The 23,282-nt window shown below is 68.3% G+C and carries 28 protein-coding genes and 1 pseudogene; 10 read left to right on the forward strand and 19 right to left on the reverse strand.

Annotation, left to right across the window (positions count from 1 at the left end; all coding sequences use genetic code 11):
* Positions 1-24 precede the first annotated feature (24 nt).
* Complete coding sequence (locus ACTWP9_RS29405) at positions 25-1,032, forward strand: ATP-dependent DNA ligase (protein ID WP_443249339.1); 1,008 nt, start codon at positions 25-27, stop codon at positions 1,030-1,032.
* A gap of 262 nt (positions 1,033-1,294) precedes the next feature.
* Here the strand turns inward: ACTWP9_RS29405 and ACTWP9_RS29410 are convergent, their stop codons facing one another.
* The 4 genes from ACTWP9_RS29410 to ACTWP9_RS29425 all read right to left on the reverse strand — a co-directional run bounded on the left by ACTWP9_RS29410 (position 1,295) and on the right by ACTWP9_RS29425 (position 4,806).
* Positions 1,295-1,768 (reverse strand): hypothetical protein, encoded by a 474-nt coding sequence (locus ACTWP9_RS29410; RefSeq protein ID WP_443249340.1) that lies wholly within the window; start codon positions 1,766-1,768, stop codon positions 1,295-1,297.
* A 563-nt stretch (positions 1,769-2,331) separates the two neighbouring features.
* Positions 2,332-3,690: a hypothetical protein gene (locus ACTWP9_RS29415; protein WP_443249341.1), complete on the reverse strand. Its 1,359-nt coding sequence runs from the start codon at positions 3,688-3,690 to the stop codon at positions 2,332-2,334.
* Between the two features lie 496 nt (positions 3,691-4,186).
* On the reverse strand, positions 4,187-4,561 hold the full coding sequence (locus ACTWP9_RS29420; RefSeq protein WP_443249342.1) for a PIN domain-containing protein: 375 nt from the start codon (positions 4,559-4,561) through the stop codon (positions 4,187-4,189).
* Complete coding sequence (locus ACTWP9_RS29425) at positions 4,558-4,806, reverse strand: hypothetical protein (RefSeq protein ID WP_443249343.1); 249 nt, start codon at positions 4,804-4,806, stop codon at positions 4,558-4,560. Before ACTWP9_RS29425 ends, ACTWP9_RS29420 begins: the two co-directional genes overlap by 4 nt.
* A 42-nt stretch (positions 4,807-4,848) precedes the next feature.
* Between ACTWP9_RS29425 and ACTWP9_RS29430 the strand changes: the two genes are divergently transcribed.
* Positions 4,849-4,983, forward strand: a complete 135-nt coding sequence (locus tag ACTWP9_RS29430) for a hypothetical protein (RefSeq protein ID WP_443249344.1) — start codon at positions 4,849-4,851, stop codon at positions 4,981-4,983.
* Positions 4,984-5,044: 61 nt separating this feature from the next.
* The gene (locus ACTWP9_RS29435) at positions 5,045-5,278 is read left to right on the forward strand and encodes a hypothetical protein (protein ID WP_443249345.1); all 234 of its coding nucleotides are present in this window, start codon (positions 5,045-5,047) and stop codon (positions 5,276-5,278) included.
* Between the two features lie 4 nt (positions 5,279-5,282).
* Here ACTWP9_RS29435 and ACTWP9_RS29440 read toward each other — a convergent pair whose 3' ends face one another.
* Positions 5,283-6,191 carry a LysR family transcriptional regulator gene (locus ACTWP9_RS29440; protein ID WP_443249406.1) on the reverse strand — a complete coding sequence of 303 codons (909 nt, stop codon included), beginning with the start codon at positions 6,189-6,191 and terminating at the stop codon, positions 5,283-5,285.
* 72 nt (positions 6,192-6,263) lie between these two features.
* On the opposite strand from ACTWP9_RS29440, the gene ACTWP9_RS29445 reads away from it, so the two are divergent.
* Entirely contained in the window at positions 6,264-6,653 is a 390-nt protein-coding gene (locus ACTWP9_RS29445; RefSeq protein WP_443249346.1) for a RidA family protein, read from the forward strand.
* A gap of 37 nt (positions 6,654-6,690) precedes the next feature.
* Entirely contained in the window at positions 6,691-7,578 is an 888-nt protein-coding gene (locus tag ACTWP9_RS29450) for an IS5 family transposase (RefSeq protein WP_443249407.1), read from the forward strand.
* 296 nt (positions 7,579-7,874) lie between these two features.
* Here the strand turns inward: ACTWP9_RS29450 and ACTWP9_RS29455 are convergent, their stop codons facing one another.
* From ACTWP9_RS29455 to ACTWP9_RS29465, 3 genes are all read right to left on the reverse strand, one after another.
* Entirely contained in the window at positions 7,875-8,351 is a 477-nt protein-coding gene (locus tag ACTWP9_RS29455; RefSeq protein WP_443249347.1) for a hypothetical protein, read from the reverse strand.
* 24 nt (positions 8,352-8,375) lie between these two features.
* Positions 8,376-9,296 (reverse strand): helix-turn-helix domain-containing protein, encoded by a 921-nt coding sequence (locus tag ACTWP9_RS29460; protein ID WP_443249348.1) that lies wholly within the window; start codon positions 9,294-9,296, stop codon positions 8,376-8,378.
* Positions 9,297-10,539: 1,243 nt separating this feature from the next.
* Entirely contained in the window at positions 10,540-10,869 is a 330-nt protein-coding gene (locus tag ACTWP9_RS29465; protein ID WP_443249349.1) for a restriction endonuclease, read from the reverse strand.
* 142 nt (positions 10,870-11,011) lie between these two features.
* On the opposite strand from ACTWP9_RS29465, the gene ACTWP9_RS29470 reads away from it, so the two are divergent.
* Positions 11,012-11,320 carry a hypothetical protein gene (locus ACTWP9_RS29470; protein WP_443249350.1) on the forward strand — a complete coding sequence of 103 codons (309 nt, stop codon included), beginning with the start codon at positions 11,012-11,014 and terminating at the stop codon, positions 11,318-11,320.
* A gap of 655 nt (positions 11,321-11,975) precedes the next feature.
* Here the strand turns inward: ACTWP9_RS29470 and ACTWP9_RS29475 are convergent.
* On the reverse strand, positions 11,976-12,422 hold the full coding sequence (locus ACTWP9_RS29475) for an anthrone oxygenase family protein (RefSeq protein ID WP_443249351.1): 447 nt from the start codon (positions 12,420-12,422) through the stop codon (positions 11,976-11,978).
* Positions 12,423-12,513: 91 nt separating this feature from the next.
* Here ACTWP9_RS29475 and ACTWP9_RS29480 point away from each other — a divergent pair, with 91 nt between their 5' ends.
* Positions 12,514-13,092, forward strand: coding sequence for a TetR/AcrR family transcriptional regulator (locus ACTWP9_RS29480; protein WP_443249352.1), 579 nt, complete (start codon positions 12,514-12,516; stop codon positions 13,090-13,092).
* Between the two features lie 174 nt (positions 13,093-13,266).
* Here ACTWP9_RS29480 and ACTWP9_RS29485 read toward each other — a convergent pair whose 3' ends face one another.
* From ACTWP9_RS29485 to ACTWP9_RS29495, 3 genes are all read right to left on the reverse strand, one after another.
* Positions 13,267-13,392, reverse strand: coding sequence for a hypothetical protein (locus ACTWP9_RS29485; RefSeq protein ID WP_443249353.1), 126 nt, complete (start codon positions 13,390-13,392; stop codon positions 13,267-13,269).
* Positions 13,393-13,597: 205 nt separating this feature from the next.
* Positions 13,598-13,969, reverse strand: coding sequence for a toxin Doc (locus ACTWP9_RS29490; protein WP_443249354.1), 372 nt, complete (start codon positions 13,967-13,969; stop codon positions 13,598-13,600).
* A gap of 1 nt (position 13,970) precedes the next feature.
* Positions 13,971-14,219: a ribbon-helix-helix protein, CopG family gene (locus tag ACTWP9_RS29495; RefSeq protein ID WP_443249355.1), complete on the reverse strand. Its 249-nt coding sequence runs from the start codon at positions 14,217-14,219 to the stop codon at positions 13,971-13,973.
* Positions 14,220-15,311: 1,092 nt separating this feature from the next.
* Here ACTWP9_RS29495 and ACTWP9_RS29500 point away from each other — a divergent pair.
* A protein-coding gene (locus ACTWP9_RS29500; RefSeq protein WP_443249356.1) for an IS3 family transposase occupies positions 15,312-16,522 on the forward strand; the annotation gives its coding sequence in 2 pieces (ribosomal slippage) (positions 15,312-15,564 and positions 15,564-16,522; 1,212 coding nt in all).
* A 58-nt stretch (positions 16,523-16,580) separates the two neighbouring features.
* On the opposite strand, the gene ACTWP9_RS29505 is transcribed toward ACTWP9_RS29500, so the two are convergent.
* The 3 genes from ACTWP9_RS29505 to ACTWP9_RS29515 form a co-directional block, all read right to left on the reverse strand.
* Entirely contained in the window at positions 16,581-17,003 is a 423-nt protein-coding gene (locus tag ACTWP9_RS29505; protein WP_443249357.1) for a hypothetical protein, read from the reverse strand.
* A gap of 384 nt (positions 17,004-17,387) precedes the next feature.
* Complete coding sequence (locus tag ACTWP9_RS29510) at positions 17,388-17,750, reverse strand: hypothetical protein (protein WP_443249358.1); 363 nt, start codon at positions 17,748-17,750, stop codon at positions 17,388-17,390.
* On the reverse strand, positions 17,747-18,430 hold the full coding sequence (locus ACTWP9_RS29515; protein ID WP_443249359.1) for a hypothetical protein: 684 nt from the start codon (positions 18,428-18,430) through the stop codon (positions 17,747-17,749). The genes ACTWP9_RS29510 and ACTWP9_RS29515 overlap by 4 nt, the downstream gene beginning before the upstream one ends.
* A gap of 233 nt (positions 18,431-18,663) precedes the next feature.
* Here ACTWP9_RS29515 and tcmP point away from each other — a divergent pair, with 233 nt between their 5' ends.
* Entirely contained in the window at positions 18,664-19,815 is a 1,152-nt protein-coding gene (gene tcmP / locus ACTWP9_RS29520) for a three-Cys-motif partner protein TcmP (RefSeq protein ID WP_443249360.1), read from the forward strand.
* A 343-nt stretch (positions 19,816-20,158) separates the two neighbouring features.
* On the opposite strand, the gene ACTWP9_RS29525 is transcribed toward tcmP, so the two are convergent.
* The 3 genes and pseudogenes from ACTWP9_RS29525 to ACTWP9_RS29535 all read right to left on the reverse strand — a co-directional run.
* Positions 20,159-21,085 carry an RNA-guided endonuclease InsQ/TnpB family protein gene (locus ACTWP9_RS29525; RefSeq protein WP_443249361.1) on the reverse strand — a complete coding sequence of 309 codons (927 nt, stop codon included), beginning with the start codon at positions 21,083-21,085 and terminating at the stop codon, positions 20,159-20,161.
* Positions 21,003-21,566, reverse strand: a complete 564-nt coding sequence (locus ACTWP9_RS29530) for a hypothetical protein (protein WP_443249410.1) — start codon at positions 21,564-21,566, stop codon at positions 21,003-21,005. Before ACTWP9_RS29530 ends, ACTWP9_RS29525 begins: the two co-directional genes overlap by 83 nt.
* A 42-nt stretch (positions 21,567-21,608) precedes the next feature.
* Positions 21,609-21,689: pseudogene (locus ACTWP9_RS29535) on the reverse strand (hypothetical protein); the annotation flags it as partial.
* A gap of 149 nt (positions 21,690-21,838) precedes the next feature.
* Here ACTWP9_RS29535 and ACTWP9_RS29540 point away from each other — a divergent pair.
* Positions 21,839-22,300: a hypothetical protein gene (locus ACTWP9_RS29540; protein WP_443249362.1), complete on the forward strand. Its 462-nt coding sequence runs from the start codon at positions 21,839-21,841 to the stop codon at positions 22,298-22,300.
* A 42-nt stretch (positions 22,301-22,342) separates the two neighbouring features.
* Here ACTWP9_RS29540 and ACTWP9_RS29545 read toward each other — a convergent pair whose 3' ends face one another.
* Positions 22,343-23,107 carry a DUF5131 family protein gene (locus tag ACTWP9_RS29545; protein ID WP_443249363.1) on the reverse strand — a complete coding sequence of 255 codons (765 nt, stop codon included), beginning with the start codon at positions 23,105-23,107 and terminating at the stop codon, positions 22,343-22,345.
* Between the last annotated feature and the right edge of the window lie 175 nt (positions 23,108-23,282).

Genomic DNA, 23,282 nt, shown 5'->3' on the forward strand with positions numbered 1-23,282 from the left:
CTCCCGCACTGCTGGGGTCCCCCTGTGCCTGCCCTGACGCCGCCGATCTCTCCCATACTCGCCGGGCCCATCGAGCGCATGCCCCGCCGCCGCGGGCTCAGGTTCGAGGCGAAGTGGGACGGCTTCCGGGCACTGGCCTTCGCCATGCCGGGCCGGATCTATCTTCAGTCCCGGCGCGGGTCCGAGATGGGCGGTGCCTTCCCCGAGATCGTGCACGCTGCCAAGGAGCTGGCCGCGGTCGAGACGTGCGTGCTGGACGGCGAGCTGGTGGTCGCCGGCGACGACGGGCGCCTGGATTTCGAACTGCTCGCCGCCCGTGCCCGCCGCACCGGCCAGCGCGCGCAGACCTCCGCTCTCGCCCACCCGGCACACCTGATCTGCTTCGACGTCCTCCAGCTCGGCGACCAGGTCACGCTCCAGCTGCCTTACCGGGAACGGCGGGCGCTGCTGGAGGATCTGTTCGCCCGCCGTCAGCTGACGGCTCCCTGGACGCTGTGCCCCTCCACCCGCGATGCCGGCCAGGCGCAGGAATGGCTGGCGCCGGAGTGGGCCGCGGTCGGCGTCGAGGGGCTGGTCGTCAAGCCGGAGGCCGGTACGTACAGGCCGGGCGAGCGGGGCGGTCGGGGCGGCTGGGAGAAGCTGCGGTCGCGTACCACGCACGACGCGGTGATCGGGGCCGTCACCGGGCCGATCACCTTGCCCAGCACGCTGCTGCTGGCCCGCTGGGACCAGGCGGGGCGCATGCGGCTGGTTGGCCACAGCACCCCTCTGCCCAGAATGCTGAGGCAGCAGATCGGCGGCGTCCTGGGCCTGCCTGCTCCCGACCACCCCTGGCGAGGGGTCACGTTCTCTGCCGGCTGGGGGACTCGCGAACCGCTGGAGCACCGGTGTGTGAGGCCCAGCCTCGTGGTGGAGTTCGAGGCCGACGCCGCCTTCGACTCCGGCAGGTGGCGGCATCCGGTGCGGGTACGGCGGCTGCGCCCCGACCTGTCTCCCGACGAGCTGCCGCAGTTCGGGCCGGACCAGCCCTGAGCCGGCGGATGTGCTGGTTGCAGCATGAGGGCCAGCGTCCCCATGCAGGTGCCGGCCCTCGTGTAGGGGGTCACGCGGCAACGTGAATTCCCCGCTGTTTCCCTGTGCTGACGGTGGAGTCCATAGCTGCTCAGGGGCGACGAACCGCCGCAGTCCGTATAAACAGGTGCCACTGCTCCCACCCGTGAAGGTGGATCGCCGAGGTAAGCCCAATAGGGGTCTCGGGGTGATCCTGAACGGGCGCAGCCAACCGGCTGCCTGGTCAAACGCCGCCGAGCGCAACGAAATTTCCGCAGAAGCCGACGATCACCCCGACGAACAAGGCAGCAGGACCACGGTAGCTGACCGTCGCCGACTGCAATCCGCCTTCCAGGTACTCGCTGACCTCCACGAGCTGTGCCTGCACGGACCGTCGGCTGCCCTCAAGGTCTCCTTGCAGGCGAGTCTCCAGGCGGGCCGCCACTTCCCGGTCGCGACGGTCGAGTGCCTCCGGGACACTGCGCCTCCACTCCTCCAGGTCTTCGACGCGCTGTTCAAGAGTCTTCGTATCGCTGGTGACGACGTCGGCGCTGTATGCCTCGGAGGTGACAGTCGCTGACGAGGCGTACGCGTGGCGAGGGCGCCTGATGAAATCCCGCAAGTTCCGCCGCGCATTACGGATGTCCCAGACAGTTGTGACGATGCCGCCCACTTCCAGCACCACCGAAATCACGTGGAGGGCGACTGCCGCATACATGCCCAGAGAGTACTGCGCACGACGGGCGTGGAAGTTCCTTGTAGCGGCCTACAAGGCGAGAGTTCAGCCGTCCGGACTTGGGCCTCTGACAGTGCGCGTCAGGCGCGCCCGTACCGCTCTGGTGCGGGCATGAAACTGATACGCCAGAAACCCGCCACAGGATGACTGAGAACGCGGTGTGCGGCCGTGCACCCCTGTAATACAGCACTGCGCTGACAGCATCGCGTTTCAGCACGATGCTGTGCCGGGAGGGTGGGGCGCATGACGAGGCCCGGTAGTCCCAGCTAGGACACCAGGGATCAAGTAACCCCACCGGTAGGTTCCGAGAGGTGAAGGCGGCGCTCGCCCGACGCGTGGAACCGAAGCTCAACCTCGGACCATGGCCGACACCACGCCTGACGGAAGGGACGCCAGCACCTGGACACTCGCCTGTCGGCGAAGGCCCCCGGCACCCCCGCTGAGCAACCAGGTTCTCTATCCCGCAGGTGGCCGCACTCCGCTGACCGGCTCAGCTGTGGTGCTGCTCGTCGGCGTCGTCGCCCTTCAGGATGGGGGGACCGAATTTACTCCCCCCAGCCGCCTCGCTCGCCAACCGTCACCGTGGCCGTGGTGCGGGTGAATTCCTGGATTTGCGGGTGCCGGTGGCGGTGGGGGCGCAGTCGGCGGAGAAGGCGGGTGGTGCGTGAGGTGATGGCGGAGACCATGCGTTGGCAGTCGAGTGCGTCCTGGCCGAGGGCGAGTGCGGTGTCGAGCTGGCCGAGTGCGGCGTGGGCTTCGGCGGCGTCGAGTTGTGCGATGGCCATGCGGGTGGGGGACTGCTGGCGGTAGGGCACGGACCGGTACTGACGGATCGCGTCTTCGGCGGCGTTCAGGGCCCGGCTGGGCTGGTCGAGGGCTAGGTAGCTGGAGGCGTCGAAGGAGCGCAGCCGGACCGCGTCGGCGCTGAAGAGGCCCGCGCCGTGGGCGGGCAGTTGCTCGACGTGTCGGAGCGCGGTGCGGTGGGCCGCCGCGAACGTGTCCTGGCGGCCGACGGCGGCGCTGGTTCGGGAGAGCTGGCCGGCCAGCCGTGCGGCTGCGGGGGAGCCGGCCGGTGCGTGGGCGGCGCCGCGTTCGGCGGCTGCCAGGGCTTGGCCGGGGCGGTCGTCGTAGAGGCAGATGGTGGCACGGGCGTCGTCGGCCCAGGCGCACACCTCGGGGACCTCGGCCTGTAGGCCGTGGGCGTATCCGTCCCGGCACCACGCCTCGGCGGCCGTGGCCGCGCCCATGTCGTGGGCGAGCCAGCCCAGGACGACGGAGAGCATCCCGGCCAGCCGGGCCAGCTCCCGCCCCTGGACCAGCGTGTGGCGCCCTTCCATCAGCTGTGCCGTCTCGGCGCGCAGGCTGCGGGCAGTCCTCCACGCCTCGCGTGCGGGGGTGGCAGCGTAGTGCGCGGTCAGCCGCTCCAGTTGGCCTTCGAGGTGGTCCAGGGTTCCCGGACCGATCGCGGTGGCCTCCAGGCGGCGGGTGTAGGCGAGCGCGGCTGTGGGCGAGGTGATGTCGGCGGCGGTCGCGGCTGCCGCCAGCGCGGCGGTCTTCAGAGCATCCCGGCGGTTCGTGGCATCTCCCAAGTCGGGCGGCGCGCCCGGCGGCGCGGCGCACACGTCGGCTGTGGCCTCCCCCGCGCGGTCCTGAACGACCGTGGCAGGACTGGGTGCATCAAGGTAGGGGGCCAGGTCGAGATCCAGCAGCTTCTCGATCCAGGGCCGCCAGTAGACCGGGGCCTGCCCGCCCGTCATCCAGCGCCGTACGGCGTGCCGCCCCAGCCCCCGCGGCCCTCGCCCTTCGGCGATCCCCAGCTCCCTGGCCAGGCGAGAGGGCCCCCACCCTTTGGCCTCGCAGGCGGCGCGGGTTCGGCTAAGTGTGTCGGTTGGCGTTGGTGCCACGGTCGCGATCACTGTGCGGCCGGTCTGGCGCGCTCGCCGGGCTCGTCGGCGCTGAGGGCTGTTCCGATGTGCTGTCGCGCGCCTCGGCGTCTTGGCCGCTTGCCCCGCTTTGCCACCGGCCGTGGGCCAACGTGCTGCGGAAGAACTCCTGCCCAGTTTGATCTTGTATCACTTGTATTGGGTTCGCTGGGAGAATTCGTTGCTCGCGATCACGGTGCCGCGTTCGATGGGTGCATGGGAGAGAAGAAGACTGACGCGAAGCCCACGCCGATTTTTGAACTGCGATGTGGCGGGCTTCAGGTGACGATTCAGCGCGTCCCGGGATGGCTGGTAGCCGGTTTCGCGACGGCAGCAGGAACTGGGGTTGCGGCATGGATCACGTCCCGTTGACCAGTTGCTATGAGACGTGCACCCCCACGCTCGTACGCTGCGACGAGAGCCTGGGAACCTCCGGATGGCACCTCCGGCTGAACTGCCATGGCCGCCCCATGATGCGTCAGGTGGGGTCGAGCGGGGTAACGCCGGTCTCCGCGTACAGGACAGGCTCCAGGGACAGGACGGTGACCGGGTCCCCCGCCTTGGCCGCCTGCCAGGCGATCGCTGCCGGGTGAACCACCGGCCACTCGACTCCCGGCCAGTCCATAGCGTCTACCGCGTGAGCGGCGCTGAAGGGCACCTGTTCGGCGAACCGCAGCGAGGCGGCGTGCTGGCCCGAGCCGGGGAGCTGACGCTCAGCGGCGAGTACGGACACGGACGGGACCAGGACTCGTCCCGCGCCGCGGGAGGCTTCGATGTAGAGGCCGGTCAGGAACGGGTCGGCCTGGTAGAGGGCGGCGAGGGCCGTGTGGTCCAGCACGGCCGTCAGGTTCACGCAGCGTCCTGGTGGGCGCGGATCTTCGCCCAGGCGTCCTGACCGGTCTTCTGGACCTGTTCGGTGTACTCGATGCCGAGTTCGCGGGCGGCGTCCAGGGCGCGCTGCTCACGCTCGGCCTCGGTGAGCTCGCGGCCGGCGAGGTCTTCCAGCAGCTCGGTGATGGTGGTGCCCCGCTCTTCAGCGAGGATCCGGAGTCGGTCGCGGACGTCCTCGCTGGTCTTGATACTCGTCGGCTTACTCATGAAGCGATTCTACCGCCGGTAGAACCAAGAGGAAATCGGTGCATGGATCGGGTGCGTGAACTTCCCAGACTGGGATCTGGGCCGCACACCCTCCAGCCCGCCACGGAGCGGGCTCTGCACGTGCTGCTCGCGGACTCGGCCGACCCAGACCTGTTCGGCTCCCTGACCGGCGTCTAGACACCCGGCGACATCACCTGCCCCTACCAAGCAGCCCCGCCACCGACGTACGGTCAGAGCTATGACCAGCGGAAACCGGCAACGACGGGACGGCTCCCGTAAGCAGGTCCAGCTGACCAGCGGCGATCATGGCGGCCCGAAGGAGAAGAAGGGTAAGCGGCCGCGCGTCGCGCAGCCGGACCGCGAGCAGAAGAAGGCCGCCGCCAACCGGGCATGGAAGGAGCTATTCGACCGATTCAGCGAAGTGAAGAAGCGGGAGCAGGCCCGGCAGCAGGGCAAGCGTGGGACGCAGTAGGGCCCTAGGGCCTGTCCGGCGGATCTTGATCGAGAGCTGCCAGGAGGTGTGGGACCAGGGGGTTTGAGTCGTTCTTGCGCCAAGCGACGGCGACTCGTGTGCGCGCGGCGTTGGGCTCGATCCTGCGGAAGGCAAGGCCTTTGAGGCGAATGCGGCGGATGCTTTCCGGGGCCAGTGACACGCCCAGGCCGGTTTCCACCAGGGCGCAGACGGTCTGCCATTCCACGGCGTGCTGAGTCACCTGTGGGGTGAAGCCCGCCGCGATGCACAGGTTAGTGATCTGGTCGTACAGCGGCGGGCCGACGGCGCGAGGCAGAAGCACAAAGGGGCAGTCCGCCAACTGCTCGACTCGAACGGCTCGTTGTGCCGCGAGTGGGTGCGAGGAGGACAGGACCGCCACGAACGGTTCGGCCAGCACGGTCTTGAATCCGAGTTCCGTGTCATGGGCAGGCGGCTCGCGCAACAGGCCGATGTCGATCGTCCTTTCGCGCAGAGCGGCCAGTTGCGGCGTGGTCGTCATTTCCTGGATGTCCAGGTCCACGGCGGGAAACCGTTCCCGGAAGGTTCGCAGCAGGCCGGGGAGGACGGTCAGGGCAAGGGAGGCAGCGAAGCCGATCCGGAGGCGGCCGACCCTGCCGCTGCCGACTTCTCGGGCTGCGGCCAGGCCCTCCGCGAGACCGGTGAGGGCATGCCGGGCGGCGGGGAGGAGTTGTCGGCCCGCCGAGGTGAGGCAGATGCGCCCGGGTTCGCGGCTGAACAGCGCGTAGCCCACCTTGTCCTCCAGGCGACGGATCTGCTGGCTCAGCGGCGGCTGGGCGATGCCCAGGCGGGAGGCGGCGTGGCCGAAGTGGAGTTCCTCGGCAAGAACGACGAAGGCGTGCAGCTGCGGAAGGGGAAGTTCAGGGCGCTCCATACGCTTAGAGATATCACTCCATGCCTGAAGCTGCATTAGACGTATCTGTACTGGTCACTTAGCGTTCGGCGCATGACAGAGCGACGTTCCATCCTCAGCGGCTCGACGTTCGAGGAGCAGATCGGCTATGCCCGCGCTGTGATCGACGGTGATTGGGTTCATGTGTCCGGGACGACCGGATTCGACTACACCACCATGACGATTGCCGAGGACGTGGTGGAGCAGGCCGACCAGTGCCTGCGCAACATCGAGGCCGCACTGATCGAAGCGAAGTGCACCTTCGCTGACGTGGTGCGGGTGCGCTACCTGCTGCCCGACCGGGCCGACTTCGAGCCCTGCTGGCCGGCACTACGTCGCGCCTTCGGCGAGGTCCGGCCGGCCGCCACCATGCTCATGTGCGGCCTCGCCGACCCCCGCATGAAAATCGAGATCGAGGTGTACGCCCGGCGGATCACCGCGTAACAGCCCGCGTAATCCGATCTGGGTGAACGGGGGCACCGTGCCCGAGGTCGGGCGGGGCGATCTGACACATGTCGAGTGGGCACGGCTCAAACCACTGCTGCCCGGCGGCGGACTGCCGGGCGGACGGTGGAGCGACCACCGCACAGTGATCAACGGAATCCTCTTCCGCCTGCGGACGGGCGCGCCCTGGCGTGACTTGCCTTCGCAGTACGGCCCGTGGAAGACCGCCTACGAGCGTCACCGACGCTGGTCGGCTGACGGCACTTGGGACGTCCTCCGCTCGCTCCTGGCACACGCCGACGCCGAAGATCGGATCGACTGGAGCGTGGTCAGCATCGACTCCACCTCCTGCCGAGCCCATCAACACGCGGCTGGCGCACGCACCACACCCCCGCGCATCCCGGGGCGCAGGGCTCTGCCCCCTCAGCATCGGCCCGATGAAGGGCTGGGACGTTCGAGGGGCGGTCTGACGAGCAAGATTCATCTGGTCGGCGAGGGCGGACGCCGCCCCTTGACGTTCCTGATCACCCCGGGCCAGTGGGGCGATGCTCCGCAGCTCATCCCGGTTCTGGAGCGTCTGAGCGTCCCCCGGCTCCCTACCGGCCGCCCCCGCACCCGCCCCGACCATCTCAGCGGTGACAAGGCGTACAGCTCCCGCCGTAACCGCCGTTACCTTCGCAGACGCCAGATCAAGCACACCATCGCCGAACCGCGAAGCCAACGGGCCAACCGGCAGCGACGCGGACGCAGGGGCGGCCGACCCGTTGGCTTCGACAAAGCGATCTACAGACGTCGCAACGAAGTCGAACGCACCATCAACGCGCTCAAGAACTTCAGGGCCGTGGCCACGCGCTATGACAAGCGTGCCTACGTCTTCCACGGCACGGTCACCCTCGCCACGATCCGCTTATGGCTCCGACCATGATCCGCCGGACAGGCCCTAGGCAGGGCCGCCTGGGTAACCAGAGAGGCGGCCGCGCCCCGTACGGAGCAGGGCTCATCCTTCGGTGAGAACGCTCAACCTTCGCTGGGACGGCACGGGAGCAGGCGGTCCACCGACGGCCAGGCCGTACGCGGGACCGGGCGGGGGAACCGGTCAACGGGGCTTCATCATCCGGAGGCCGGCACCTGAGCTCCGCCGAACCGTTCCCGGCGCCACCGCACTCACGAATGGTCGTTTCCGCCGGAGGTGCCGGCGGCCTGCCGCAGCTCGGGTTCCGGTCACACCGCTCCCGCCGGAGAGCTGGATACCGCTCGCATATGTCTGCACCGCCCGGCGCAGCGGTGCTGAGCATGCCAACCGCCTGGCGAGTCGCTCTGTTTGCGTTGCCCTCGGCGGGCGGCAGCTAAGAGTGCGGTCACTGTGGCAGGCTCTGTACCGGTGACTGTGGCGATCTGGTCGATACTCAGCCGCAGTTGCTCGTGGAGCAGCACGGCGTCGTCGGCCGCTGTGAGGGCGCGGCCGGTGCGCTGGGCTACGGCGTGGGTGTGCCTCTGCCATGCCCAGGCTGCGGGGCGCGGCTTTTTGACGATGTCGCTCCAGTTGCTGGCTACGAGGTCGAAGAGGTGGGCGACGGCGACCTGGGCCTCCTCGGGCATCAGGCGGGAGGAGGCATAGGCGTGGTAGATGGGGCGGTGCAGGTCGTAGAAGGCGTAGAAGGCGTTTGTGAGCACGGTCGGGGAGACGGTGGGCTTCATGGTCCTTCTCATGGGGTGTGCGGGTCAGCCGAAGGGCTCGGCGGGGGCCGGGCTGGTTTCGTAGACGGTGCGCGCCTGCATCCACATCGGGCGCGCGGTCTCAGGCAGGCCTTTGAGCGCTGCGACCACGTGGGCGATCACCTCCCAGTTAGGGACGCCGGGGCCGTCGAGCGCGTGCTGCAGTTCGTGGGGGGCCAGGCGGGATACGGATGCGAGGATGCGGTCTTCGCCCGGGGAGCCGGCGGCGTAGTGAAGGGCGCGTAGGTAGGTGCGCAGATACCGGATGGGTTCGTCTGTATTCGGAGGGACGCCCGCGGCGACTTCCCACAGGGGCTTGAGCAAGCGGTGGTCACCCCGGCACGCGTCGCAGATCGCCTTGACGTGCGGCCAGGAGGCTTCGCGCTCGCCCGAGAGCATCCGGGAGACGTAGGACGGGTCGACCCGCAGGAGTGCGGCGATGTGCCGCTGGGAGATGTTGCTCTCGTTCACCATCAGGGTCAGGGCCGCGGCCACGCGCTGGTGCGGCTGGCGCCACTCCGGCTGAAAGAGTGAGGCGGCGCTCTTCCTGCCCTGCTTGGTGGCGCGCCCGGGCCGTTTGCGGGTGGCGAGTTGGTGGTCGATGTCCTGGGGCGGGTACTTCTTGCGCAGCCTGTCCTCGGAGCGGTCGAGAGCCGTGGCGATCCCGGTGAGCGGCTTGCCCTGGGAGCGCTCGCGGACGACGAGGGCTCCGGTCGCCTGCTGGAGCAGGCCGTCGATTCCGGCGATGAGCTGGGCGATTTCGGTGGGGGAAACGTTGTTGTAGGTGCCGAGCATCAGGGACTCGGACAACGCGTGGAGGTCTCCGGCGATCTCGCGGAGACCGTGGGTGCAGCGGGCAGCCCGGCCGCGGTCGAGAGAGGGGGTGGTGCGAGCCGTTTGGGCGGTGGTGTGGGAACGGGTGGACACAGGTGGCCTCTTTCGGGGGGCCTGGGCGGGTATCTGTGCCTGCCCGTCCAGGGACTCGGTGGTGATCAGCGCTGTCGCCGGGCGGTGATGGTCAAAGCCAGGCGCCGCCCGGCCGGTCAGGTCAGCGTCGGCGAATATGCCGGTGGACCAGGAAGGACCCGTGGGAGGCCGCCAGGAGAAGCACCAACAGCGGCATCAGACGGGGCGGCAGAGCGGCCGGTACCGCGAGCAGCGGGAGACAGAGTGCCGTGATGAGCAGGCTCCCGCGGACGATGACAGCGGTGACAACCCACCGAGGGGTTTCAACCACACCATGACTAGGGATGATACGTTCGCGACCCGGTTTTCCTGCGGGTGCATGAGCACGTGCAGGAAGACGAGTTGGGCGTCGGTGAAGAGACACGAAGGGCGTTCCTTTCGTGGTTCGAGCTGACGTTGAAGAGCGCTCAGACCCCGGCGGGCCCACCAAGCACAGCCGGGGTCTTTGCCTGCCCGGCGAAAGGCCGGGGATGGGACAGTACTACCTTCCGCACGCGTCCGGTGCCGGAACGTAGCGCCGTGGGTATAGACGCCCGCCGACGCTGAGCGATCTGACAGCCGAAAGCTCTGAACGATACTGTCCGGTAAACGGGAAAAACTGATCAGCGAGACCGGCATACCAGGCAAACCTCTCGTTTGGCGGAATCGAAAATTCGCCCGCCGCCCGCCTCGGCCAACCCCTGGGCCACCAACCGCTCACCAACCTCAACCCACTCCGAGGACACCTCGGTTTGTCATCAAATCCCTTCGAAGTTCACGACCCGTTCCCCCCAAAGGGTGAAGTCGTCCCCTGCCGCCCTGGCCACCGCCCAGCAGCTCGGCCGGGAGGGTCGCGGCCACCGCCGCCGAGGTCGAATGCCGCGCCCAGGTCCTACGAACCGAAGCACAATTGCCGGGTCGTGGCAGCACAGGCGATGTTGGCTCGCTCCCACCTTCCACCACGCCGTACGCGACGATCGCCATCAGCTGACCGAGGGCATCAGCGGGTTGCATGCATTCGCCGAGAACAGGCGACTACGCCTACTACTCCCACGTCGCCCGCTTCCAGGCCGGCCGCCTGCCCGGCTGCGCCACGTCGACAGCACTCTGTGCCCGGGGCGGCTCGTCAGGCAGCGCGCGGTGCGCGGGCGGCGCTTGTGACACCTGTATCGGCCGGTGACGAGAGGATGTCAGCTGGCTCGCGGCTCCGGCTGAGCTGGAGGGATCAGTCGTCTCGTCCGGGAGTACGGCCGTCTCGGTCGGCCCGGCGGACAGTGGGAGTGGTGTCGTCCATCTGGTCGAGCCGGTCGTACAGGGCGCGGACGAGGCGAGCGCGGTTTTGGGCGCAGTGTGCGTTCCCTCGCGGCTGGGCGGTCAGGCGCCGGTCGGTCTCCTCGAGCAGGTAGACGGCGAGCGTCCGGGCGGTGCTGTCAGCCGGGAGACGGTTGGCGGCGCACCGGAGGTCGGTGGCCACAGCGCGGGCTGTGTCTGCCAGTTGGAGGGCGATCTGCTGATAGTCGCCTGCTCGCAGGGCTGGCTGCTCGTCCCACGCCAAGACAGCACCCCTTTCAGGCCGCTATCGAAGCGAGTGCGACGGAGTAGTGGCGCAGACACACGGCCCGGCCGGGCACAGCCGGATGGTCACAGCGGTCACCAGGAATGCTGGTGTGCGTGCACAGGCCCGACTCGGAACCGGGGTGAGACTCGGAAGCCGCGGTGCCGGGCAGGTGGGGCGCCGCGGCAGGAGCGAGCTCGCTGAGATCCTCGTCCAGCATTCTGCGTGCGGTGCGGGCGCGGGCGTGGTCGGCTGCCAGGCGGGCTTGCCGGGTCTGGCCTTGGGTGGGGTGGTAGGCGCGGGTGGCTACTGCTTCGGCTTCGCTGCTGGCGGCGAGGTGGCGCAGCAGGGGGGCGCGCCGGCGGTCGCGCAGCTGCTCGGCCAGGTCAAGGGCGGCCAGGGCGACTTCGAGGGGGGGGAGGCGCCTTGGGCACGGTGGTGGTCGGTGTGACGGTCCAGGATGGCGCGGGTGCTGCAGGGGTGTGCGGGGCGACCGGCCTCTTCGCCGTCCGGGCCAGGGCCGGCAGGAGTCGGATACAGGGGCTTCTCTCCGCCGGCGTGCCAGGTGCGCAACTGTGCGGTGTCAGACCGGCAAACCAGCTCTTCGTACCAGTTCAACTCATCCGATCCACAAGGAGATTCAACTGTGGCTTCTTCACCGGCGCTTAACGCCCATAATCTCGCGCGCCTGATCCGTACGACCGCGCCGCACGTCGCTTGAACGAGCAAGCGGCTCAGAGCTGTGGCGACGGCCACGGTGTAGCGGTCGCTGGCGACGGCGTGGAGGTGGGTGCCGTCGCTGTCGAAGCGGATGCCGCGGGCCCGGTCAGAGACGAGGGCAGCAGGAGGGCGGTGTAATCAGCGCAAGCAAGCCCCCGGCGGAGTGTGAGCAGCGCGCCGGGGGCTTGCTCCCATCCAGGCCCATGGGACGGGAAGGCGCTGGATGGGGGTTGGGGAGGTGCGGGATCAAGAGGGGCATAGCTTGTTGGGATCGCAGGTGTGGACTCTCAGCGGCAGCTGCATGCCCGGACGTCGGGATTTCGGTGGCCCGCTGCCGCCCGGGGAGTGGGGATTGTGCGCCACCGGCGCCGCGCCGGCCCGCGGGCTCAGGTGAGGGCGGCCGTCAGGCAGGCGAAGGCGGCGATGATGACGGCGACGCGGCCGTAGTGCCAGCGGTCCCAGCGCTTCATCTGCTCCTTCCAGTCGGCCGGCCGGCTGCCGGCGGTCCACGTCTTGACCCGGTTGTTGATCGGGACGAGCACCAGGATCGACATGAGCACGCTGACGATCAGCAGCGCGGCGGCGGTCACGACGAGGCCGGTGCCATCGTCGTCCCATCCGGCGACGGCCCAGACCCCGACGAGGACGAGCGAGCCGATGTACCAGAACGGCATCACGGCGCCGCCCAGTCGGGCCCCGTGGACGCGCCCGCGCAGGCCGTTGTCGCCGGGGAGTGCGTTGAGGATCGGGTTGCTGAAGAAGGGGACGGAGAACTCCACCCCCACCATCACGCCGACGACCACGATGGTGACGACCTCAAGTGCATTGAGCATGATGACCCCTCCTAGGATCTAGCACTGCTAGATTGTGACGCGACGCTATCACTGCTGTCGCTCGATTGTCTAGCGGTGCTAGGATCGATTCATGTCGGTACAGGAACGCAAGCAGCGCGAACGGGTCAGCCGCGAGCGCCTCATCGTGGCCACGGCCCGCGAACTCGCCGAGCAGCAGGGCTGGGACGCGGTCACCACCCGGCGGCTCGCCGAACGCATCGAATACAGCCAGCCCGTCCTCTACAGCCACTTCCGCGGCAAGCGCGAGATCATCGGCGCCGTCGCTCTGCAGGGCGCTTCCGAGATGGCCGTGGCGATGCAAGCCGCGACCGCCGCCGCCGACGGCCCCCGCGCCCGGGTCACCGCGCTGGCCCGTGCCTACCTCGACTTCGCCGAACGCCATCCGGCGGTCTACGACGCCCTGTTCCAGCTCGACGGCGGCCTGGCGTACGCGCAGGAGGACACCCCCGAACCGTTGAAGGACGCCTTCGCCGCGCTGCTGGAGTGCCTCAGCGAGGTCGCCGGGGACGGCGTGCGCCCGGAGCTGTTCACCGAGACGTTCTGGGCGTCCCTGCACGGACTGGCCACCCTGACCCGAGCGGGACGGCTCCCGCCGGAGGACACCGAGCGCAGGACGGAGCTGCTGGTGGACCGGCTCGCCATGCTCTGACGCACCGTCCCGGATGGCACACGGCCGGGGTCCTCGGGCCCCGCTGCCTGCCTGCGGCATCGCTTCCGGCCACTCGCGCCCACACGGCGCAGCCGCAGATCGCCGGCCCCGTACCCCCGACGGGGCACCCGGCCCGGAAGCTGCGGTGCTCATCGATCACGACTCGATACGCCCCTAGTCCAGTGCGGCTGCCGCACGAGCGGCTTTCTTCAGACCCTGACTGGCAAGGAAGTAGCCGTGCTCCTCGACCAGGCCGGAGGCGTAGAGCCCGGTCTCCTTCTCGTTGACGGCCTTCCGCACCCGCTCCCTCACACCCTCTGGGGCGTCGCTGGCGTAGGCCTCCAGCTCATCGAACAGCTCGTGCTGCTGAAGCTTGATGAGGTCAGCCAGCGTGTGTTTCAGGGTCGATCACAGAGGCCATGCCAGCGAGCTTACGACCGGCCGGTGACATCCCCGACCGGACGCATGCCGCGGCTGGCCGGTGAGCGGTGCTGGGCCGTGCGGATCAGACGCGCCAGGCGCGGATACGGTCGGCTGCGTCGTAGGCGTCGCTGCGACCTGCGTCAATGTCGCGGGCAAGGTCGATCAGTGCGCCGTAGGGCGGGTCGATGCCTTCGTCGGCTGCGTGCATGTAGGCCACCACCAGGCCCGCGCCGAACAGGGCGTTGCGAGCGGGCAGCGGGCGCAGCCGGAGGACGGTGTGCAGGAGGGTGGCCGCGCGCCAGGCGTTGTCGACGGTGGCGCCGATTCGGGGGGTGTTCACGCGGTGCCGGCCGACAGCGGCCACGAGGCTGGAGAAGTCGTGGATGTGCGGGTGCTTGGGCAGCACCTCCGCCTGGCGTTCCAGCAGCCAGCGGATATCGACGTGCAGCTCCACCTCAGGCGGCCCGGCCCGTTGCGTCGAGGCGGGAGGGCGCGTCGTCGAGGAAGGCGGCGTCGAATGCCTCGGCGTTAGCGTCCACGAAGGCGCGGAAGACTTCTGCGGCACCCTCAAGGCGGGGATCGCGGACAGCGTCTTCTGCGGCACGGGAGATGAGCGCGGTCACCGAGGTCCCCTCGGCCTGGGCGCGCTCCTTGAGCGCCGCGTGCAGCTGGTCATCGACCCGGATCGTCACTGGCTTCGACATACCCCGACCGTACAGCAACCCGTACAGCACCGATAGTGCAGAGGATGTGGCCTGTCCGCCTCGGCACCCTCTGCGGGCGTGTGACGAGGCGAGGAGGCTGATCCGTATTGAGGCTGTCTTGAGTGAAAACCTCCCCTACGACCTCCTGGACGTCACCGCTTGATCGGCCTGGCTGCACGCAGCGCCGACTCAAGGTGAGGTCACGCCCGGGGCCCGGGCGGTATCCGCCCGGGCCCTCAGTTCAGGGCATGGAACCCTCCGCTAGGACGGGCGGCCCTGTCCCACCGCTACTGGGCGATGTCAATCTTCACCTTGGGAGGTGAGCGGCAACGTCCGGGCCACGGCACGCGATGGTGCTGCAGGCCGTCCGGGCCGCGAGTCCTACACGTGGACCACCACTCCGCAGCCCGAGGACGCACAGCAGTTCTTCCGGCTCAGCGCCACTGTGGGCACTGCTTTCAGCACCATCACACGTACCGGCGTGCTACCCGTTGAACAGAGCCGACAGCGTCCCCAAGCTCGGTGAGCAGTTGGCGAGCACCCTGTGTCTCTTCGGGTGTCAGCGCTGGGCGTTGTACGTCAATGAGCCACTCATAGAGTTGGTCCCGCAAGGCGAGGGTGTGAGCTACGGCGTTTGTGGCAGCCCTGACGAGTTGTTCCGGTCCTTCCAAGGCAACGGTGACTAGCTGCCTGTCCAGCGACTTGAGCAGGTCCTTGGCCTCGTCCAGTTGGGTCAGCATCGTTGGCCCTTGCGCTACCACTCCTGCGGGGCCACGCAGAATGATTGTTTCCAAGCAGGTGGTGAGCTGTCGGCGGAGTGCGTGCAGGTCAATGAGGAAGGTTTTGTATGCCTCCCTTCGAGCCTGCTTCTTATGTATTCGCTCAGACGATCTTGCTGCAGCGAGCGCACCTCCAGCCGTTACTAGCCCCCCTGCCAGTGCGCCCACTACGGCCGCCACGCCCTGGTCCATCAAGCCCCCGGGTTAACGATCGGATCACTGGCAGCCACCCTATGGGAGGTGTCGGTGAGGCTGATCCTTTGGAGTGGACACCCTGACAATGGATCTTGATGGTCCAGGGAGGGATGTCCAGGTGGGGCGCAAGTCTCCGTATCTGGAGGAGTTCAGGAAGGACGCTGTCGCGCTCTATCGCGCCGCGGCGGGCAGGCGCACGTATGCGGCGGTGGCTGCTGATCTCGGCATCACTGCCGAGTCGCTGCGGACGTGGGTCCGCAAGGACGAGGCCCAGGCCGCGCCCGAGCACAGCGGCACCGACGCGGGCGCGGTCGAGGAACTGGTCCGGCTGCGGGCCGAGAACGCCCGGCTGCTGAAGGCGGAGAGGGGGTGGCAGCTGGAACGCGAGATCCTGCGCCGGGCAGCCGCCTATTTCGCCCGGGAGGTGAAGTGAGCCCCCGCCGCTGGGACTTCATCTCCAACAACCGTGCCGACTTCGGCGTCAAGCGGATCTGTCGGGTCCTGGGCGTCTCCCGCTCCGGCTATTACCGGCACCTGGCCAACGCTCAGGCTCGTGCCGAGCGCCAGGCCGAGGTCAAGCGGACGGTGGCCGAGATCCGCGCCATCCATGCCGAACACCAGGGCGCCTATGGCGCCCCGCGGGTGCATGCGGAGCTGCGGGCCCGGGGGCGGAAGATCAACCGCAAGCGGGTGGCCCGGCTGATGCGGGTCAACCACATCGTCGGCCGGCATCTGCGGCGCAAGAAGCGCACCACGATCGCGGACAGGGCGGCTCCGCCCGTGCCGGACCTGGTGATGCGCGACTTCACCACGAACACGCTGAACACCAGGTGGTGCGGCGACATCACGTATGTCGCCGTCGGCTCGACGTGGATGTATCTGGCCACGGTGATCGACATCTGTTCGAGGCGGGTCGTGGGCTGGTCGATCGCCGACCACATGCGCACCTCGCTTGTCACCGACGCGATCGAGATGGCCGTGGCCGCCCGCGGCGGCCAGGTCCACGGCGTCGTCTTTCACACGGACAGGGGCGCGCAATACAGTGCGGCCGCCTTCGCCGAGGTCTGCCGCCGACACGGCATCCACCGCAGCATGGGCCGCGTCGGCTCAAGCTACGACAACGCCCTCGCCGAATCGTTCTTCCAGGGCCTCAAGCGCGAGTTGCTCCACGGAAGGCGCTGGACCTCGAAGGCACACACCCGGCTGGAGCTGTTCCGCTGGCTGGCGTACTACAACCGGCGCCGCCGCCATTCCGCACTCGGCTACCGCACACCGGTCGCGTTCGAACAGCAACTGATCACGTCACGCACGCTGTCACTCGTCGCATGAAACCCGGTGTCCACTCCCGGGGATCAACCTCAGCCAGGAGATTCCTCCGAAGACGGGTTCACGAATTGGGGAGCTTCCCTTCTTGAGTGATCATCCGCATCCACCCCTCCAGGGTGCCGACGAACTCGTCGAGGTCGGGAGTGGTGTAGGAGGCCCGCTCATGGTCCCAGTCAGGGTCGAGGACGACGACGCGGAAACCGGCGCCGTCGTACCAGCCGGCGTCTATGTTGATCTCCCGAGCCCGCAGGCCGCCCTCCTCCGCCACCTCCTCCGCCGTCCGCCACGGCGTTGGTGCGGTACGCGCCCAATACAGGTCCTCGGAGTCGTAGGCCTGGACCCTTCCATCCGGCAGACGTCGGGCCTCCAGGGTGTTGTAGATGACGTTCCAACCGGCTGGGACGCGCAGCGGGAGCAGATCCCAGTCCTCGGAAACAGCCGTGGCCAGGGGGGAATTGGGCGGAAGCTGGAAGATCGGGTCCATGCGCCAACAGCGTAGTCACGGGTGAGTCCCCACTCGCGAGCGGAGGCCACCCGGACCTCCGCCCGCGCCGATGTCCGCTTCAGGTCGGGTGCCACGCGCGCCCGCAGGCGGCAGGGCCGGGCAAACGTTGCCTGATACGGCACTAGGTCATCGGGGACCTCGGGCACTTTCTCCGGCAGCGGACCGAACTGCTCGGCGTCCTCCTGGATCTCCCTGAGCAGCTCCTCATCCAGGGGCCGCCGCACGATGCGCATGTGTCCTCCCGCCCGGCCGTGACCTTGAGGGCCGCGGCCGTCTCGTCGTCGCTTCGCTCGCACAGCGCCAGGGCGGCGGCGTACTGCTCTGCGGTGAATCCGACAGGCGTGGTGCCCTCCCTCTCGTTGCTCAGCCACCGGTTGCGCTGACCGTCGACGTACTGCTGCAGGACAGCGCGGGCCTTGGCCGTCCGACGTCGAGCGCCGCGGCGACTTGGGCCCAGGTAGCGCCTAGCGTCAGGGCCTCGTGGACGCGGTACCCGCGGTCGTTCTCCATGTTGCGGCGCATCGACTCGCGCAGCGCGAGGGCGGCCAGGGCGTCGCCAGCGGCGCCGCGCTCGACGCGGTAGGGAGCCTCGGCGGGCAGTTGGTTGGCGAACAGCTTCTGGGCATGGTCGCTCTCCTTCTCCGCCTGCCAGGACAGCGGGGTGGCAGAGGGGACGTCGCCGGGGGCGCGGACGACCAGGTTCTGCCACCGCTCGTACTCGTTCACTCCTTCTCCTCCGTCTCCCCCGGCTGCTCTTCCCCGGCGTGCTGGTGGGCAAGGGCCAAGGCTGTCGCCCGACCGAACAGGTAAGGGCTGGTTCCGGTGAAGCGGGCGTGCTGCCAGGTGTCGCCGTCCCAGTGGCGAGCCTGGGCGCTGCCCTCGAAAACGGCCCACCGGTCGGGGTCGTCGGGGTCGCGGGCGACCACGAACTCACCTTCGGTTCGGCCGTCGCGCCGGGGGCCGGGGACGCGGTACTCCGAGACGAAGGCCGCCGCCTCGCTTGCGGACGTCTTCTCCTTCTCCACGAACCGCCGGATCTTCTCTTCGTCCTCGGCGTCGTAATAGCGGACGCTTTGCCAGCGCGCGGTGTCGAACCCGTCTGTGTCCTCCCATTTGGAGGCGGCCTCGGCGAGCTGGTTCCAGGTGCTGCGGATCTTCTGGATGCGCTGGAGCCTCTTGAGGGAACTCTCCTCCGCCTCTCGGACCACCTTGTCGCCGAACTCATGGCTGAGGGAGCCGGCGAAGCCGGGCACCAGGGCACGCAGGGCCGCGTTGGTCCGGTACTCCTCGGTGCCGACCCTCAGATGGTGCTGGCCGTTGAGCCGGGCCATGAGGAAGTCAGTGAGCGCGTCCACGTCGTCCTGAGTGATGTCGACGGCGTAGCGCAGGGGTTCGGTGGCGGGCATGCGGTGGTGGTCCCCTCCCTGTCCGGCGCGCCGGACGACGGGTCGTCATGTCCGAGTTGTCGCGTCGGATGAGGAGAGGTTATCCGCTGGGAATACCGCTCGGTCCGGTAGTCCGGATCGCGCATGGTGGGCGCACGGATGCATGACGGCTGAACGGAACGTCGGCGGTCTTTACGCCATGCAGCGGGACGTTCACCATCAGCAATCCGTAGGGGATTGAGGGGGGATGGGGGATGTCGACGGGAACGAGCGGTGCGTATTGGACCGCGCAGGCACTGCCGAGCGTGCTCAAGCACAATCTCCTGGGCCGGTACATACCGCAGTTCGGCGGGATGACCGGCTCCCGCGACGGCCGGGTGGTCTACCTGGACGGGTACGCAGGCGAGGGACGGTACGAGAGCGGCGAACCCGGCTCGGCCGAGATCGCCATGCGGGTCGCCACAAAGCACCGCTCCCGCGGACTGCGCTGGACCTGCTTCTTCACCGAGAAGGAAGCCAAGTCGCACGCCCGCCTCGAAGAGATCGCCGGCATCTACCGGCGGCAGGGCGTCGACGCGCGGGTGCACCACGGCGAAGTCGACGGCGTCCTGGACGACGTGCTGCGAACCGCCATGGGCCTGCCACTGTTCCTGTTCCTTGACCCGTGCGGCCTGGGCCTCCCCTGGCAACGGCTCACCCACGCCCTGGCCCGTCGGCGGACACCACGACGGTGGCCGCCGACCGAGTTCCTGATGAACTTCAGCATGGACGCGGTACGCCGCCTGGGCGGCAACGCCCGCTCCCCCAAGGGACTGGAGCGGTCCTCCGAGCGGTTCGACGAGGTATGCGGCGGGCGCTGGTGGCGAGACTTCTTCCCCGTCGGCCAGGACCCAGCCCCGGACGCGGACGAGGCTGTCGCAGCGGAGTACGCCCGGCGCCTGGAGAAGGCGACCGGCATGCTGGTGCGGTGGATTCCGGTGTCCAGGGCTCCGCAGCACAAGCCTGTCTACTACCTGGTGTTCGGCACCCGCCGCCAGCACGGCCTGTGGGTGTTCGGCGACGCGACCGCCCGCGCCCGGAACGAATGGTGGAAAAAGCTGGAAGTGACCGAGGTCGAAAGCAACCCGAACACGCTGTTCCCCGCAACACCGCTGATCCGCCCCAACCCCAAAGAAGTGACCGACAAGGCCGTACCCGCGATCGCCGGAAACATCGAGCAGCTGTTACAGGTCGGCCGACCCATCAAGCTGGTCGACCACACCCTCGAAGTCTTCGGCGAGTTCTACGGACAGGTGACCGAAACAGCCGCCCGGGCAGCCGTCAAGCAACTGCACCACGACGGCAAGACACCCAGCACCGGCGTGGGCAAGAAGGTGCGGGACCTGGTCGTCGAGCCACCGCGGTGACTACCCCACGTTCGGGATGACTCCCTTCCCACCCCATATCTGGGGCCACCAACCATCGCCGCGCATACGTGGAAGGCTTTGGACGCCAGGGGCCGCGTCACTTGGGATCGCGACCGTCCTGTGCGCGCGTGGCCTGCTCACGTGGGTGGTGGATACGTGCACAATGACTCCTGTCGACCGTCCCCTACGCGCGTGGGCTGCTCGAACAGCCCTCCGGCCCGGAACAGCCCTACAGCGACCGTCCCCTACGCGCGTGAGCTGCTCTGCCGGGCGAAGTGGAAGGCCTCGCCGTGCCACGACCGTCCCCTACGCGCGTGGGCTGCTCCCTTCGCGAGCTGCGGTTTCAGAACAGCTTTGTCTGTTCTTGACCGCGTGGTGGGGACGCCAGCGGATCGCTCCGCTGGGGTGGCACGGGGCCTGGTGGCCCGGTGTCTTCCCGTTTCTTAGCCTCTTGCCTGCCGCCCGGTGGGGTGGCAGGACTGACAGGGGCTCCACGGGCGTTTGAGGTCTCCCGCCTGTCGCAGGCGACCGGTGGTTCGTCATCGAGCGTGGCGTGCTGTTCGATGTTCCGGGCGGCGTTCATATCCCGGTCCAGTTGCAGGCCGCACGTCTCGTTGCCGCATGCGAACGTCCTGTCGGAGAGCGTCAGGTGTGGGTTTTGCCATCCGCAGTCCGAGCAGGTCTTGCTGGAGGGCCACCAGCGGTCCAGGACCGCGAGCTTCGACCCGTACCACTTGGTTTTGTAGGCGAGCTGTCGGCGGAGCTCGCCTGGCGAAGCGTCGAGGATCGCCCGGTTCAGTCCTGCCTTCTGGCGGACCTTGCGGCCGGGAGCTTCGGTGGTGCCGCGCGCTGAGCGAGTCATGCCCGCCACGTTCAGGTCCTCGACGGCGATCTCGGAGAACTCGGTCGCCAGCCGTTTCGTCAGCTGGTGCAGGTGCGCTTCTCGCCGTTCCGCCAGTTCGTGGTGAAGGCGGCCGACACGACGCTTCGTCCGTTCCCGGCGGGACGAGCCCTTTCGGGTCCGTGACAGTGCTTGCTGCGCCCTGGTCAGGCGCCTGGCCGCGTCCCGTACGTGCCGGGGATTCGCTACCACCGCCGATCCCGGCTCGTTGGCGTGCAGCGGCTTGGACAAAGCGGCCAGGTACTTCACGCCCAGGTCGACACCCACGCGGCCGCGCTCGCTCTGACTACGTGTCGGGCTGGGGAGATCCATCTGGACCTTGCACAGTACCGACGCGTACCAGCGGTGACCGCCGCGGGCGATCGTCACCGACTGCACCACCGCCTGCCTGCCTGCCTTCGACCAGCTTCGTCAGCTGTTTGGCCGACTCATGTAACCGCACCTCACCGATCACCGGAAGGCGCAGCCGCCGATAGGAGGCCAGCCGGATACCGGGCTTGTTCACGTCGTGGTGCAGACGGAAACTGTCCCGTGCGCGGCCCTTCTTCTTGAATCTCGGGTAGCCCACGCGGCGGCCGGCACGAGCTCCCTTGAGGGAGGTCAGCCAGTTCTTCCAGGCCGTGTCCGCATCGACGAACGCGGACTGGAAAGCGTAGGTGTTGACCTCGTGCCACCACGGACACAGGCCATCGACACCCTTACGGGAGTCGCCTTTTGTGCGGTTGAGCTCCTTCTGGATCACCTGCTTCGACGGCACAGGAACCTTCACCCGCTTCCGTGCCTCCGCCTCCTGAGCACCCCCATCGACCAGAGCCGCGACCTGGCCGCGCCACTCCTCGTGCGCCGCCACCTTCACTGCGAGAGCGTGGTTGAACGCCCACCGCGCCGCACCCGCATGGCGGGCAAACGCCCCCAGCTGAGCAGACGTCGGGTCCAGAGCAAACCGGAACGCACGAAGCACCTCAGTAGCCATGAACCCTCCCCTCGGGTGTGCGACACAGAGAACAGTAGAAGCAAGCACTGACAGCCAGCCAACCGATCTCCGAGAGCCGCGACTGTCTTCGCAGGTGCGCCGTACGGTTCAGCACGCGGAGCAGATGAAGAAGAGGAAGGTGGAGGTCGATGCCGGAGAGCGTGAGCCAGAAGGAATGGGACCGGCTGTTGCGCCGACATCCGTGGCGGAAGCGGTTTTGGCTCTACTACCCGGCCGAGGCTGGGGACTTCCAGTTGCTGCGGGTGTGCGACCGCAGCGGCTGGGACGCCGCAATCCTGTGCTGGAGCACCTGCCATGACTGCCGCCAGGGACACATCTGGAAGATCTCCATAGCCGACCACTGGCAGCGGCAGGGCCTGGGACGCCGGATGGTCTACCGGGCGCTGCGCGGGGCAGAGGATTACGGCTGGAGCACCACCGGGCAATCCACCGAGGCACAGCGATTCTTCCCTGTCCTGGCGAAAGAGACCGGCGCCGCCTTCACCCCCCGCTCCCCCAGGTGCGCTCACCTCAAGGCCGCGGACCACACCTTCCCACAGCCTCACCTGGAACGCCCCGGACCGGCCCGGTGGCGGCGAAGCGCTCAGTGAGGCGCGTCGCCGCCTGCCCTCATCCCTGCCAGGCACACGAGATCAAGACCATGCATACGCGTACCGCTTCGGGTACTCGCGAACGCGCAGCACTTCGGGAAACTGGTCGATGTCCTTGTGGTGTTTGCCCCAGCAGGAGCCGAGCTGCTTCACGAACGGTGCGCAGCCCGCAGCCTGGCACCGGTCCACCACATGGGCTGCCCAGCTCATGTCCATCGCTCTGGCACCGGGGCCGGACTCCCCGCCGATGATGACCCAGTCGATTTTCGTCACGTCCAGGCCGACCAGCGGGCCGATCAACGGCTCACACGAGAGGAACCGCACGGCGGCCGGGACCTGGCGCAGGTCATCGACCCGGGCGAGCTCTCTCTCGCTTTCCACGGACACCCCCATCCACAGGTTGGGCGGCCACTCCAACCGCCCGGCGATCTGCCGCAGCCGACGGGCCCGCTTGGTCAGCACCTGGTAGGTGTGCTGGGGGGTATCGGCCATCACCTGGAAGACTTGGCGGACGAAGTCCAGCGGAACCCGCGCATGGAACAAGTCGCTCATAGAATTTACAAACACGGTGCGCGGGCTCTTCCATGCGTAAGGCACGTGCAGAGCGCCCGGATGGACCGTCAGGCCGAAGCCCGGGCCGGAGGTGCGTGGGTCACCGTCGGCCTGGTACTTCGGCGAGCCCATCGCCTTCAGCCTCTTGGCCAGCGTCAACGCGTAGCAGTTGTCGCATCCGTCCGAGACGCGGTCGCACCCGGTCGTGGGGTTCCAGGTCGCCTCAGTCCACTCAATCGAGCTGCGATCACTCACCAGCTACCCCTCCCCGCCCCCAAGCGGCCTTGCTGCCACAGCAGGCAGCGTGCCCAACGATCCGCATCGGCAGCGGACACCTGCATCCAATCACCGCTGTCTCCGGTAGTCCTTCCCTACCCGGCAAATAGAACATGCGTGCGCTCCTTGTGTGTTGAGTACATGCTGGCAGCCG

Source organism: Streptomyces sp. 3N207, from assembly GCF_052246355.1.
In the GTDB taxonomy this organism is placed as follows: Bacteria; Actinomycetota; Actinomycetes; order Streptomycetales; family Streptomycetaceae; genus Streptomyces.

What these genes read in the sequence shown, in the direction of transcription:
- ACTWP9_RS29410 (WP_443249340.1), bottom strand. Translation starts at nt 1,768, where the DNA reads ATGTATGCGGCAGTCGCCCTCCACGTGATTTCGGTGGTGCTGGAAGTG.
- ACTWP9_RS29425 (WP_443249343.1), bottom strand. Translation starts at nt 4,806, where the DNA reads ATGAGTAAGCCGACGAGTATCAAGACCAGCGAGGACGTCCGCGACCGA.
- ACTWP9_RS29430 (WP_443249344.1), top strand. Translation starts at nt 4,849, where the DNA reads ATGGATCGGGTGCGTGAACTTCCCAGACTGGGATCTGGGCCGCACACC.
- ACTWP9_RS29435 (WP_443249345.1), top strand. Translation starts at nt 5,045, where the DNA reads ATGACCAGCGGAAACCGGCAACGACGGGACGGCTCCCGTAAGCAGGTC.
- ACTWP9_RS29440 (WP_443249406.1), bottom strand. Translation starts at nt 6,191, where the DNA reads ATGGAGCGCCCTGAACTTCCCCTTCCGCAGCTGCACGCCTTCGTCGTT.
- ACTWP9_RS29445 (WP_443249346.1), top strand. Translation starts at nt 6,264, where the DNA reads ATGACAGAGCGACGTTCCATCCTCAGCGGCTCGACGTTCGAGGAGCAG.
- ACTWP9_RS29455 (WP_443249347.1), bottom strand. Translation starts at nt 8,351, where the DNA reads ATGAAGCCCACCGTCTCCCCGACCGTGCTCACAAACGCCTTCTACGCC.
- ACTWP9_RS29475 (WP_443249351.1), bottom strand. Translation starts at nt 12,422, where the DNA reads ATGCTCAATGCACTTGAGGTCGTCACCATCGTGGTCGTCGGCGTGATG.
- ACTWP9_RS29480 (WP_443249352.1), top strand. Translation starts at nt 12,514, where the DNA reads ATGTCGGTACAGGAACGCAAGCAGCGCGAACGGGTCAGCCGCGAGCGC.
- ACTWP9_RS29495 (WP_443249355.1), bottom strand. Translation starts at nt 14,219, where the DNA reads ATGTCGAAGCCAGTGACGATCCGGGTCGATGACCAGCTGCACGCGGCG.
- ACTWP9_RS29505 (WP_443249357.1), bottom strand. Translation starts at nt 17,003, where the DNA reads ATGGACCCGATCTTCCAGCTTCCGCCCAATTCCCCCCTGGCCACGGCT.
- ACTWP9_RS29515 (WP_443249359.1), bottom strand. Translation starts at nt 18,430, where the DNA reads ATGCCCGCCACCGAACCCCTGCGCTACGCCGTCGACATCACTCAGGAC.
- tcmP (WP_443249360.1), top strand. Translation starts at nt 18,664, where the DNA reads ATGTCGACGGGAACGAGCGGTGCGTATTGGACCGCGCAGGCACTGCCG.
- ACTWP9_RS29540 (WP_443249362.1), top strand. Translation starts at nt 21,839, where the DNA reads ATGCCGGAGAGCGTGAGCCAGAAGGAATGGGACCGGCTGTTGCGCCGA.